This is a genomic window from Pseudozobellia sp. WGM2 (genome assembly GCF_017810075.1).
Classification (GTDB): domain Bacteria; phylum Bacteroidota; class Bacteroidia; order Flavobacteriales; family Flavobacteriaceae; genus JADNYK01.
Genome location: NZ_JADNYK010000002.1, coordinates 721,675 through 734,496, shown reverse-complemented (window position 1 = coordinate 734,496; position 12,822 = coordinate 721,675). Strand labels below are relative to the sequence as shown.

The 12,822-nt window shown below is 39.4% G+C and carries 12 protein-coding genes; 6 read left to right on the top strand and 6 right to left on the bottom strand.

Annotation, left to right across the window (positions count from 1 at the left end):
- Positions 1-187: 187 nt before the first annotated feature.
- From IV512_RS06750 to IV512_RS06735, 4 genes are all read left to right on the top strand, one after another.
- Positions 188-1,645, top strand: coding sequence for a hypothetical protein (locus IV512_RS06750; protein ID WP_209401806.1), 1,458 nt, complete (start codon positions 188-190; stop codon positions 1,643-1,645).
- A 112-nt stretch (positions 1,646-1,757) separates the two neighbouring features.
- On the top strand, positions 1,758-4,595 hold the full coding sequence (locus IV512_RS06745; protein ID WP_209401804.1) for a TonB-dependent receptor: 2,838 nt from the start codon (positions 1,758-1,760) through the stop codon (positions 4,593-4,595).
- A gap of 147 nt (positions 4,596-4,742) precedes the next feature.
- Positions 4,743-5,051: a T9SS type A sorting domain-containing protein gene (locus IV512_RS06740; RefSeq protein ID WP_209401802.1), complete on the top strand. Its 309-nt coding sequence runs from the start codon at positions 4,743-4,745 to the stop codon at positions 5,049-5,051.
- A 192-nt stretch (positions 5,052-5,243) separates the two neighbouring features.
- A complete protein-coding gene (locus tag IV512_RS06735) occupies positions 5,244-5,561 on the top strand; it encodes a T9SS type A sorting domain-containing protein (RefSeq protein ID WP_209401800.1) in 318 nt (105 codons plus the stop codon).
- A 59-nt stretch (positions 5,562-5,620) separates the two neighbouring features.
- Here the strand turns inward: IV512_RS06735 and IV512_RS06730 are convergent, their stop codons facing one another.
- Positions 5,621-6,052, bottom strand: coding sequence for a peptidylprolyl isomerase (locus IV512_RS06730; RefSeq protein WP_209401799.1), 432 nt, complete (start codon positions 6,050-6,052; stop codon positions 5,621-5,623).
- Between the two features lie 218 nt (positions 6,053-6,270).
- On the opposite strand from IV512_RS06730, the gene IV512_RS06725 reads away from it, so the two are divergent.
- Entirely contained in the window at positions 6,271-7,248 is a 978-nt protein-coding gene (locus IV512_RS06725; RefSeq protein ID WP_209401798.1) for an acyl transferase, read from the top strand.
- On the opposite strand, the gene IV512_RS06720 is transcribed toward IV512_RS06725, so the two are convergent.
- Positions 7,245-7,775: a hypothetical protein gene (locus IV512_RS06720; RefSeq protein WP_209401797.1), complete on the bottom strand. Its 531-nt coding sequence runs from the start codon at positions 7,773-7,775 to the stop codon at positions 7,245-7,247. The genes IV512_RS06725 and IV512_RS06720 overlap by 4 nt on opposite strands.
- Before the next feature lie 96 nt (positions 7,776-7,871).
- Complete coding sequence (gene tyrS, locus IV512_RS06715) at positions 7,872-9,167, bottom strand: tyrosine--tRNA ligase (protein ID WP_209401796.1); 1,296 nt, start codon at positions 9,165-9,167, stop codon at positions 7,872-7,874.
- Positions 9,168-9,268: 101 nt separating this feature from the next.
- Between tyrS and IV512_RS06710 the strand changes: the two genes are divergently transcribed.
- Positions 9,269-10,276: an NAD-dependent epimerase/dehydratase family protein gene (locus IV512_RS06710; RefSeq protein WP_209401795.1), complete on the top strand. Its 1,008-nt coding sequence runs from the start codon at positions 9,269-9,271 to the stop codon at positions 10,274-10,276.
- On the opposite strand, the gene IV512_RS06705 is transcribed toward IV512_RS06710, so the two are convergent.
- Genes IV512_RS06705 through IV512_RS06695 form a run of 3 tightly spaced genes read right to left on the bottom strand, consistent with a single transcriptional unit; the run spans position 10,230 to position 12,758 of the window.
- The gene (locus IV512_RS06705) at positions 10,230-10,676 is read right to left on the bottom strand and encodes a DUF4296 domain-containing protein (RefSeq protein ID WP_209401794.1); all 447 of its coding nucleotides are present in this window, start codon (positions 10,674-10,676) and stop codon (positions 10,230-10,232) included. The genes IV512_RS06710 and IV512_RS06705 overlap by 47 nt on opposite strands.
- A 17-nt stretch (positions 10,677-10,693) precedes the next feature.
- Complete coding sequence (locus IV512_RS06700; RefSeq protein ID WP_209401792.1) at positions 10,694-12,028, bottom strand: dihydroorotase; 1,335 nt, start codon at positions 12,026-12,028, stop codon at positions 10,694-10,696.
- Position 12,029: 1 nt separating this feature from the next.
- A complete protein-coding gene (locus IV512_RS06695; protein WP_209401790.1) occupies positions 12,030-12,758 on the bottom strand; it encodes a polyprenol monophosphomannose synthase in 729 nt (242 codons plus the stop codon).
- Positions 12,759-12,822 lie beyond the last annotated feature (64 nt).

The window sequence follows — 12,822 nt, the reverse complement described above, 5'->3', positions numbered from 1 at the left end:
ATACATGATCTCTTAAACCGCTTAACATTCATTTAATGTTATAACGTTAAACTAACATTATTGCAATATACATTTAACATGTGCGTAACTCGACTTTTACAGCCCCTAGCTTTATTTGCGGTGTTCAATTGTTGAGTACCAACTAATAAATACTCACACCTTAATTATGAAACTTAATACTGACAAAATGAAAAGAATTGTATTTGCAATGATGGCTTTTGCCACATTAACCTTCGTTAGCTGTAGCGATGATGATGGCGGACCTGATACTTCATCAGAAACTTGTAGTGACGGAATTCAGAATAATGGTGAAACCGGAATCGATTGTGGAGGACCCAATTGTAATGCCTGCGAAGATTCGGTGGGAGACCCTACATGTTCCGATGGTGTTAAGAATGGTGACGAAACCGGAATTGATTGTGGTGGTTCTTGTGAAGCCTGTGCTGAAAGCAGTGAAGTTACGGTTAGCGACAATGTTACCGAAGATACTACTTGGACTGCTGATAACATGTACTTCTTAGACGGAAGAATTTTCGTTGAGCCTGGTGCCACTTTGACTATCGAAGCCGGTACTATTATTAAAGGTAATCCTGGAACAGGAGCAAATGCTTCTGTACTGGTAATTCCTGCTGGTGCGAACATCGAAGCAATCGGTACTGCTGAAGCCCCTATAATCTTTACTTCTTCTACTGACGATATTGCTATCGGTCAAACTTCTGGTTCTAATCTTGATGAGAATAACAGAGGTGAATGGGGTGGTCTAATCATATTAGGTAACGCACCTGTATCTCTTGACGGTGATGCACCACAGGCACAAATAGAAGGTCTTCCAACTGAGGATAACAACTTCGGTCTATATGGCGGCGATGATCCTACAGATGACTCAGGCACACTTAAATACATCTCTATCAGACACGGTGGTGCTTTAATCGGTGAAGGAAACGAAATCAACGGACTAACCCTTGGTGCGGTTGGTTCAGGTACAGAAGTAGACCACATCGAAGTTGTTGCCAACGTTGATGATGGTATCGAATTCTTCGGAGGTACCGTAAACGCAACGAACCTTTTCGTTTGGGCGCAAGGTGATGATGCAATCGATATTGACCAAGCATATTCAGGTACTATTGACAATGTAGTTATCGTACAAGGTGGTGTTTCTGACCACGCCCTTGAAATTGATGGACCTGAAGGTTCATTGGAAGGTAGATTTACCTTGACCAATGTGACCATGTTCGGAAACGATGCTGCTGAAGATGGTGAATACGCCGACTACAGAAGTAACGCGATGGGTATGACAAGCAATGTATATGCTGTAGGTTTCCCTGCAGGCAAAGATGTTGAACTTGACAACAATGCCGTGGCACAGAACTTTCTTGATTGGGATGCTGATCGCACAATGGAAGTCGGTCTAGCGTTTGATGCTTGGGAAATCGAAGGGTTTGGAAATGAAATCTTCGTCGAAGGTGTTGCCAAAGACGACAACGATGTTGAAATCGAAGATCAAATTATCTTAGATCCGACATTTACTGAGAGAGCTGCAGACTGGACAACGATGATTGAAGCTGGCGCTACCGCTTCTGTGGGTGCCGATGTATCAGCATTCGCTTGGACATATGCTAACGTAAAAGCTAGTTTAGGTTTCTAATAAAAATTGAAGAGAGCCAATTGAATTGGCAACCTAAGATATAATTGCTCGCTTCCATTATCATGAAGCGAGCAATTTATTTTTTTAAAATGATATTGTAAAATTATACGAAATGAAATTTCAAACTGCATTTCTCTTTGTCGTAATGTTGGCCGTTCAATATAGTTTTGGCCAAACCGGAATTATATCAGGTACTTTGAACGACGGAGAGTTTAATGATGTTCTCCCCTTTGCGAATGTGGTAATCAAAGGAACTACAACTGGAACAACATCTGATTTTGATGGCAAATATGCCTTAAATGTAGAACCAGGGTCTTATACCGTAGTATATTCCTATTTGGGTTATGAAACCAAGGAAATTACAGGGGTCGAAGTAACAGATGGAGGGGAAACCACGGTCGATGTGACCCTGAACCCCGCCGCCAATTCTTTAGAAGAAGTTGTTGTAACAACTACTGTTTCTAAAAATACCGAATCTTCAGTCTTAAATTTACAAAAACGTTCGGTAGCTCTTATGGATGGGCTTTCTATTCAAAGTATAAAAAAATCTGGGGCCAGTGATATCGCCGGAGCGGTTAAAAGTGTTCCCGGTGTTTCAGTTCAAGGTGGCAAGTTCGTCTATGTGCGAGGGCTCGGTGACCGCTACACAAAATCTATTCTTAACGGAATGGATGTACCCGGTCTTGATCCTGATAGAAATACGTTGCAATTAGATATCTTTCCGACCAATATACTCGACAATATTATAGTGGTCAAATCTGCAACTGCAGACCAACCTGCTGATTTCACCGGCGGCGTCGTCGATATCGTGACCAAAGATTTACCAACGAGACCTGAATACAGTGCCTCGTTTGGACTTGGTTACAATTCAAGTATGCACTTTAAAGATAGCTATCTGAATTACCAAGGTAGCGATACAGACTTTTTGGGTTATGATGATGGCCTTAGAGATTTGCCTATTCAACAAAGCACCGATATACCGTTGCCGACACAAGATGGCGAAACGGCTCGCCTGCTCACGAGACGTTTTGACCCAAACTTAAAGGCGTTACAGGAACAAAGTAATATGGACTATAATTTTGGCATTACCGCCGGCAATCAATACGATCTTAACGAAGAAGGTTCGAAAAAAATCGGTTATTTGGCCTCGTTGTCCTATAAAAACAGTACCGAATACTATGAAGACTATGTTAATGGTCAGGTTTTCAGAAAAGATGATCAAGATAGATCACAATTAGAACTGAACAACGACCGTACCCAAGCGGGTGATTTAGGTACAAATAATGTTCTTATAAGTGCTCTTGCCGGACTCTCATTAAAGACCGGCAAGTCAAAATACAAGCTGAACGGTCTTCATATTCAAAACGGTGAATCAACAGCTTCATACATAAGACAACAGAATTTTAGCGTGAATTCAAACATTGTATTTAAAGATGTTTTGACTTACACTCAACGATCCATCACCAATGTACTATTGAACGGTGAGCATACCAATGATGATGCAAGCTTCAAAGTAGAATGGAAATTGTCTCCTACACTATCAAGAATCTACGACAAAGACTTTCGTACCACACCGTTTCGTTTTAATCCAGAATCGGGCAACTATAGTATATCCCCTAGTGAATCTGGTGACCCAAGCCGTATATGGCGAGACTTAGAGGAAATCAACCTTGCAGGGAAACTGAACATTACCAAGAATCATAAATTCTTCGGAAGGGATGCTAAATTTAAAATAGGCGGTGCCTATACCAATAAGCAAAGGGAGTTTACCGTTGATCAATTTTCATTTCCGGTACAATCTAGAGGTGCCAATTATAGTTTAAATTTCGAAGGTAATGCCGATAATGTTCTTCTTTCAGATAATATATACCGTTTAGATTCCAGAGAAGGTGTTTTTGTGCGTAGAGATTCAAATACTTCAGATTCTTTTGACTCTGAAATTTCGGTAGCTGCTGGTTATATATCCGATGAGTTTAAAATGACCGATAACTTCAACGCCATTGTAGGAGTTCGTGTTGAAAAATTTGACTTGATATATACAGGTGAACAACAAGACGGCACTCGCCTTGACAAAGAAAAAATATTGGACAAAACAGACTTCTTTCCCTCGGTCAATCTTATTTATGAAATAGGCGAAGATGCGAATAAGAAAATAAGAGGTTCTTTTTCAAAAACAACTGCTCGGCCCTCCTTTAAAGAAGCGTCAATAGCTCAAATTTTCGACCCGGTGTCAAGCACTTTTTTCATCGGCAACATCAATTTACAGCCAACCTATATCAGCAACTTTGATTTGAGATTTGAATCTTATGGTGAGGGCACTAACTTTTTTGCTGTAAGTGCATTTGCCAAAAGTTTTACCGACCCTATCGAACTTACTTTCATTCGTGAAGCCAGGGGTCAGTTCACACCTCTAAATCTAGGAGATGCCAACGTATACGGTGCTGAATTGGAAATACGCAGAAATCTAGGTTTCATCCCCGGATGGGATAACTTCAATATCAATACCAATATATCGGTTATTGAGTCTCAACAATCTTTTAGTGTAGACGAAGAGAGCGCTAGAAGAGATAATCTTCGAGACGGAGAAACCCTTGATGATAACAGAAAATTACAGGGCCAGTCACCATTATTGATCAATTTTGGAATAGATTATGACAATAATGAAAACGGATGGCAAGCAGGTCTTTTTTATAATGTACAAGGAGAAACCCTAGAAATTGTAGGTAATGGCGATATCCCAGATGTCTTTACAAAACCATTTCATAATTTAAGAATGAACTTTAGCAAAGAATTCGGCAAAGATAACAGCAATAAAATATCTCTTCGCTTTTCCAATATTTTGAGCGATAAGATTGAAAGTGTTTATAAATCGTTCGGAGCAGAAGATAAAATCTATTCATTAAGAAATCCTGGTCAGGCGATTTCTTTAAGTTACAGTGTTAATTTCTAGATTCGGCTCTGAATCAAGATATTAAAACCCCGCAAATGCGGGGTTTTTTACTATATGACCATAAAACCATACCGTTCATACATGCGCCGCAACGAACGAAACAAAGATTTAGTATATTTGTGGTACATTATTTGTTCAACCAACTGCATGAAGCACTTTTACTTAATTGTAACATTTTTATTTATCTCCTTTAGTTACGCACAAACGGACCGTAATAATGGGGATATCGATGGGTTCAAACTCTACCCCAACCCGGTTACAGAAGGTAAAATATACATCAGCACTTCAAAAAATGCAGCTAAACGAATTGCCATTTACGATGTTTTAGGTACTCAAGTGTTAGAAACCAAAATAAACGGAAAAGAACTTTTTCTAGGCGATTTAGATGCCGGCGTATATGTTTTAAGGGTTTATGAACTTAACAAAGTCGCAACTCGTAAGCTTATCGTAAAGTAGACTTTGCAATTTTATAGGCATCAACTACATCGGTGTAATTCGTTCATTTTTCATTTCGATAATCGGCTCATAAATTCCGATGAACGACAAGCGACCCTCTAGACACCTACAATAATGTAGCTTTCACAACATTCTTATTCTCTTAATCTCTTCAATCGTTATTTTTAAGGTGTTGATCCCAAATCAATTACCATGCGACTGCTTTACCTGACCTTAACCTTGTTTTGCTCTGTTACCATATATTCGCAAGAAGTAGACAATTTTCAATCTCAAACAGAGCAACTAGAATTAAAACTTTACCCTAATCCCGCCTACGGCGAAACTGTACAGATTGTCACAGATAGTAACCTGCCAAAAGAAGTAACCGTTTATGATGTGTTTGGAAAAATTGTATTGACAGATAGAATTTACCGAAACAACCTTAGCATTACATCTCTACATTCTGGAATCTATATGCTACAAATTACCGAAAATCAAAAAACCGTAAATAGAAAACTAGTTATAAAATAAAAAGCCCTCAATGAGGGCTTTTCCATATACAATAGAAACAAAAATGTCTCGTTAAAATCTTACATAATCTCGACCAATTCTAAGTCGAAAACTAGGTCTTTACCTGCCAATGGATGGTTACCATCGACCACGATAGAATCATCTTTTACATCTTTTACAATTAGGTTTATCTCTTGCCCGTTCGGGGTTTGAGAAACCAAGCCCATACCAACCTGCGGCTCGATATCGTCAGACAATTGACTCTTCGGAACTTCCTGTATCAGCTGCTCATTAGTCTCCCCATAAGCTTCAGTTTTAGGAATATTCACTGTCTTCTTTTCATTCACCTTCATATCGATCAAACCCTTTTCGAAACCGGGTATCAATTGGCCTTGACCCAAAGTGAACTGTAATGGTTCTCCTCTTTCTACAGAACTATCGAAAACCTGGCCGTCTTCTAACTTACCTGTGTAATGTACTTTAACCGTATCATTATTCTTTACCTGACTCATACTTTAGTCTTTAGTTTTAATTTAATATAATCTAGAAATCGATTAGCGCCAAAGGTACAGGTCTAAACTCCGCTTCAAAATCTTACCGTATTATTTTAAATTATTAAGAAAAGATTAACTACTACATAGCTCTAATGTTAATTTATTAACATTAGAGCGGCGTGGATAAATAATATTTAAAACGCTTGATATCGTTACTTTTGTGATACCGAATCTATATGAAAGACAATACTATTTTTACTATTTCTACACCAAGCGATTTTGAAGCTCAGGCCTTGGATACTTTTCGTTTTCAATTTCGGAACAATAAAGTCTATCAAGAATTCTGCAGCTATTTGGGCAAATCAGATTCAAATGTTCATCGATTAAGAGAAATTCCCTTTCTACCTATTTCCTTTTTTAAATCTAAAACCGTTCTGGCCACCCAAGACCGACCGAATACCCTTTTTACAAGTAGTGGAACTACAGGAAATCGGACAAGCAAACATTATGTGACCGATATTCAGCTCTACGAAAAAAGCTTTCAAAAGGCTTTCGAAATATTCTATGGCAATGTTACCGATTACTGTATTCTTGCACTTTTACCCTCTTACCTAGAACGTGAAGGCTCTTCATTGATTTATATGGTCGACCGACTCATTGAACAAAGCGGACACCCCACAGGCGGATTTTATCTCAACGATTTAGATGAACTGAGGAAAAAACTATATCAATTGGAAAAGGAAGGCCAAAAAACCTTGCTTATAGGTGTCTCTTTTGCGCTTCTTGATATGGTAGAAGAAGGCAATATGAAATTAGACCACACCATTGTAATGGAAACCGGAGGAATGAAAGGTCGCAGAAAAGAGCTCATTCGTGAAGAACTACATGAAATCTTAAAAATCGGATTTGGGGTCAACCAGATCCATTCAGAATACGGAATGACCGAACTATTATCTCAAGCCTATTCAAAAGGCAATGGCATCTTTAACACCCCATCTTGGATGAAAGTGCTCATTCGTGATACGGAAGACCCTTTAACTTATCAAGATAATGGTAAAACTGGCGGCATAAACGTTATTGATCTTGCCAATAAGTATTCATGCTCGTTCATAGCCACACAAGATCTGGGCAAAGAACTTTCAGATGGTTCATTTGAAATTTTAGGTCGTTTTGACCATTCAGATATTAGAGGTTGTAATCTAATGGTACTTTAAAGTCCTAAAATTTTTGCATCGACGAAGAAGGTCGAATTCACTTCAATTTCATGGTCTCTGCTAATCGCCTCATCGGTAACAGTCTCTAATCTAAGGTTAAACTTGTCTTTCTTGATGTATTCTTGAAGATCGACATCTATTACATCAACATCAAGAGTGTTTCCTGTATTTGGGTCTACCTCTGCTTCTTCAGCAATCTTGATCTCGTCTAAATCTTCCGCAGATATATATATTACAATAGATTCAAGAAAGCTAAAATCGGCGTCATCAGGAGAGGTGATTTTCAAAATCAATTCTGTCAACCTGATGTCTTCAATCAAATCTTTACGCGTATCGTTTACCTCAAATTCAGAATCAGAATTTGTTTCCATATCAGGGGTAAAAACATCAAAGGGCAAATCGATACCGGTAGTTGAAGGTATGGTAACATTACTTTTATACTCGATGTCAAATTTGGTGAGTTCATCGAGCTTATCGCAACTCAGAAGCATGATAAATGCGAACAGGCCTAAGGCTAAATTTTTCATAGTTATCCAAGATTATAGGGATATATGAAAATCTAACGCAGTAAGGTTGAATTTATTGGCAAGCCCATAAAATTAACACAGCAGCTCTTTGCTACCTTACACCACAACTAGCACAAAATAATTTTTCTTTCCTCTTTGTAGAAGAACGAATTTCTCATTGATAAGATCTGAAGCAGTAATCATGTAGTCTGCCTTCACCTTTTCTTTGTTGACTGAAATTGAGTTTTGTCTCAATTCTCTTCGCGCTTCGCTATTTGAGCCTAAGAATCCCGTTTTATCAGCAAGGGCTCCAATCATATCTAGTCCGTTCTCAAGTTCTGAAAGGGCAATCTCCGCTTGCGGAACCCCTTCAAAAACATCTAAGAACGTTTTCTCATCGAGTTTTTTCAAATCTTCGGATGTCGACTTGCCGAATAGAATAGTACTGGCCTTTTGAGCATTTTCTAAATCATCTTTAGAATGTACCATGGTCGTAATCTCTTCTGCCAAACGCATTTGCAAACTTCGAAGGTGAGGCGCTTCTTGATGTGTCGCAATCAAGCCTTCAATCTCACTCTTAGTTATAAAAGTGAAAATTTTGATGTATTTCTCGGCATCTTCATCAGAAGTGTTGAGCCAGTATTGATAAAAACGATACGGCGAGGTTCGCTCTGAATCTAACCAAATGTTACCACTTTCGGTCTTGCCAAATTTGGTGCCGTCGGCTTTGGTAATTAACGGGCAGGTAAGTGCATAGCCCTTTCCATTACCAATTCTTCGAATTAACTCGGTACCGGTGGTGATATTGCCCCATTGATCGCTTCCGCCCATCTGAAGGGTACAATTGTGATTTTTATAGAGGTGAAGAAAATCATAACCCTGCACCATTTGATAGGTAAACTCAGTAAAAGACATTCCTTCTTTCGCTTCCGCGGAAAGGCGTTTTTTCACCGAATCTTTGGCCATCATATAGTTCACGGTAATATGCTTGCCTACATCACGAATGAAATCGAGAAAAGAAAAATCTTTCATCCAATCATAATTATTGACCAAAACAGCGCCATTATCGGTAGTACTATCAAAATCTAAAAAACGAGAAAGCTGTTCTTTTAACGCCTCTTGATTATGTCTTAAGGTAGCTTCATCCAATAGGTTTCTCTCAGCAGATTTTCCCGATGGGTCACCGATCATTCCCGTGGCACCACCTATTAAAGCATAAGGTTTATGACCCGCCAATTGAAAGTGACGAAGCATCATAACACCCACTAAATGACCGATATGCAGCGAATCTGCAGTGGGGTCTATACCTACATAGGCCGATTGCATTCCGCTTAAAAGATGTTCTTCAGTACCGGGCATTGCGTCATGCAACATACCCCTCCATTTCAATTCTTCTACAAAGTTTGAAGCCATTTTACCTCTTTCTAAATTTTCATGCAAATATAAAGGTAAATCGGGGCTTACCCTTGTGACAAGACAGGAAATTATCCAAGTCTATTCGCTAACTTTGAAACATGATTTTGGTTACAGGCGGAACAGGTTTAGTAGGTGCACATCTTTTGCTTAAACTTCTAAAAGAAGGTTTTGCCGTAAGGGCCATCCATAGAAAAAATAGCGACCTCGACAGGGTGAAAAAAGTCTTCGCTTATTACGGTAAGAGCGCTGCCAATCTATATGATAAAATTGAATGGGCCGAAGCAGACCTCAATGATATACCTGCTCTCGAAACCGCTTTCGTAGATATTGAGTACGTCTACCACGCAGCAGCCTTAATTTCATTTGATCCCAGCGATTATAACAAGTTACACAAAATAAACACCGAAGGCACGGCAAACATTGTAAATCTTTGTATTCTTAACCGTATTAGAAAGCTTTGCTACGTAAGCACGATAGGCACGATAGGCAAAAGTCTTCACGGAAAAAAGGCTAATGAAGATACAGCATGGACGCCCCAGACCGCCAATGTCTATGCCCTAACAAAATATGATGCGGAGATGGAAGTTTGGCGTAGTTCTCAAGAAGGCCTTGACGTCATAATAGTTAACCCTGGGGTTATTATCGGACCAGGTTTTTGGGATAGCGGAAGTGGTGCATTGTTCTCGGTGGCCAAAAAAGAACACCGTTTCTACCCGCCCGGTGGTACCGGTTTTATTTCGGTCAACGATGTGATTAAAATGATGTTGGAATTAATGTATTCCGATATTAAAAACGAGCGTTATATCGCCGTTGCCGAAAACTGGACCTACTTTGAAATTCTTACAAGAATCACCGATAAAATGGGACTAAAGCCACCTAAGAGGGAGTTGAAATTCTGGCAACTTGAAATAGGCCGTTGGTTTGATTGGTTGGGTAATCTACTGTTTAAGAAAGGGAGAAGGATTACGAAAAACTCCGTTAGGTCATTAAAACAACGGCAGATTTTTGATAACCACAAGATCAGTCGTGACCTAGGTTTTGAATTTGAACCACTAAACCCTATTCTTCAGTTTTGTTGCGAGAAATTTCTTGAAGAGAATCCTTGACTCTTTTTGCTTCCTTTTGCTTCTGCTCCATTTCTAGTCTCCGTAGACTATCTTGCTCTGCCTTAGCCTCTTTAAAAACATTTTGTTCATTCTCTAAAATGGCCTCGACCTTTTTATAAATATCTTGATACTCGCCCGGTAAAGAAGCATAATACCTATCACTTTCAGCAAATTGCAAGCTATCAATACCATGTTTTTCAAAAACATAAGTCATAGGCTCTACATTATTATCTCGTAAAACACTGATATTAGTGGTCTTTGCCGCATTTATAATGGCTACATCTTTTAAGACCTGAACCATTTTATCTTTAGCGATAAGGCCATCTGGCTTTTCAAGCAACTTTTCATTGCAAGAGCACAAACAGAGCACTAGAAATAATATGTTGATTTTTTTTATCACTACAACTTAGCTTATGCCTATCTATCGAAAGTCAATCTTCTACCATGTCGTTCTGGAGAAAAATTTCCGTTTTCATAGGCCAAGTGACCGTTGACAAAGGTATGGGTTATTTTTGAGCGAAAAGTATTGCCCTCGAAAGGAGACCATCCGCATTTATAAACGATATTATCTTTGGTTACTGCCCAAGAACTGTTCATATCAACAACAGCCAAATCTGCGAAATAGCCCTCTCGCACATAACCTCTTTTCTCAATATCGAAGAGTATCGCAGGGTTGTGGCACATCTTCTCCACCATTTTTTCTAAAGAAATAACACCTTCATGATATTTTTCTAGCATCGCCGGCAGGGCATGCTGTACTAGCGGCCCGCCAGAAGGTGCCTTGATATAAACATTATCTTTTTCATCCCATTGATGTGGCGCATGGTCTGTGGCTATCACATCTAAACGGTCGTCAAGAAGAGCTTCCCATAGTTGGGCACGATCTTCGGCTGTCTTTACGGCAGGGTTCCATTTTATTAGTGTTCCTTTACTATCATAATCCACATCGGAAAACCAAAGGTGGTGAATACACACCTCAGCGGTAATTTTTTTATCTTTTAATGGAATGTCGTTTCTGAAAAGGTCGGTTTCCTTACCGGTTGATAAATGGAAAACATGCAAACGTGCACCTGTTTTCTTGGCCAATGCTATCGCTTTCGACGATGAAAGATAGCATGCCTCTTCACTTCGTATCAACGGATGATATTTAATGGGAATATCGTCGCCATACTCCGATCTATATTTTGCCAAATTAGCACGTATAGTACCCTCATCTTCACAATGTGCCGAAATCACCATCTCGGTACTGCTAAAAATTTTTTCGATAACCGCCTCATCATCTACTAGCATATTACCGGTAGAAGACCCCAAAAATAACTTTACTCCAGAGCATGCATTCTTATCTAACCGCTTGATTTCTTCAAGGTTGTCATTGGTGCCCCCGAACAAAAAGGAATGGTTTGCATACGACGTTTTCGAAGCTAGGGCGAATTTCTCTTCGAGTTTCTCGATTGTAGTCGTTTGCGGATCGGTATTCGGCTGTTCCATATACGAAGTGATACCTCCGGCAACAGCGGCCCTACTTTCAGAAGCTATATCACCTTTATGGGTCAACCCTGGTTCTCTAAAATGCACTTGATCATCAATGATGCCAGGCAATAGATATTTGCCATCTATATCGATAACCTTTGCCGTATCGTCTGAAATATCTTTACCGATCTTTGAAATCAGGTCACCTTCTAAAAGTACATCACTTTCGAGAACAGTATTTTCATTGACGATGGTTGCATTTTTGATCAGAATTTTCCCCATACTAAAATTTATTTTTTTGAAATAGGCTTCGCACTTTCATCATAAAGACTCCCACTATAGCTTCATTAATAATCGATGATGACATTTTGGATTTGCCTCTCACGCGATCTCTAAAAATTATGGACACTTCTTCTATTTTGTAGTTTTTCAGGTAGGCTCTGAATTTCATTTCGATTTGAAACGCATACCCTACAAAACGCACAGAATCTAAACGTATGTTTTCAAGAACATGTCGTTTATAGCAAACAAAACCCGCCGTGGGATCATGTACTCGCATTCCTGTTATAATTTTTACATAGAATGATGCACCATACGACAATAACACACGATACAATGGCCAGTCTACGACATTCACACCTTTCTTATACCGAGAGCCCACCGAAACATCGGCACCGTTCACACAGGCCCGATAAAGTCGTGGCAAGTCTTCTGGGTTATGAGAGAAATCGGCATCCATTTCAAATACATAATCGTACTTTTTGGCTATCGCCCATTTAAAACCGTGAATGTATGCAGTACCCAGGCCAGATTTTTCCGTTCGAGTTTCCAAGAACAGAGAGCCGCTATATCGGACCTGCATTTCTTTAACCTTTGCTGAAGTGCCGTCGGGAGAGTTATCATCTACAATAAGTACATGAAAATCTTTAGTCAGACCGAAGACTGCCTCGATTATGGCTTCTATATTTTCAATCTCATTATAAGTGGGTATAATGACCAGACTATCTGACATACGATGGTTGCTAGTGGGGCAAAAATAGCATTTTCAAGTGTGTTCGAGCTTCTCAAGCTACGAA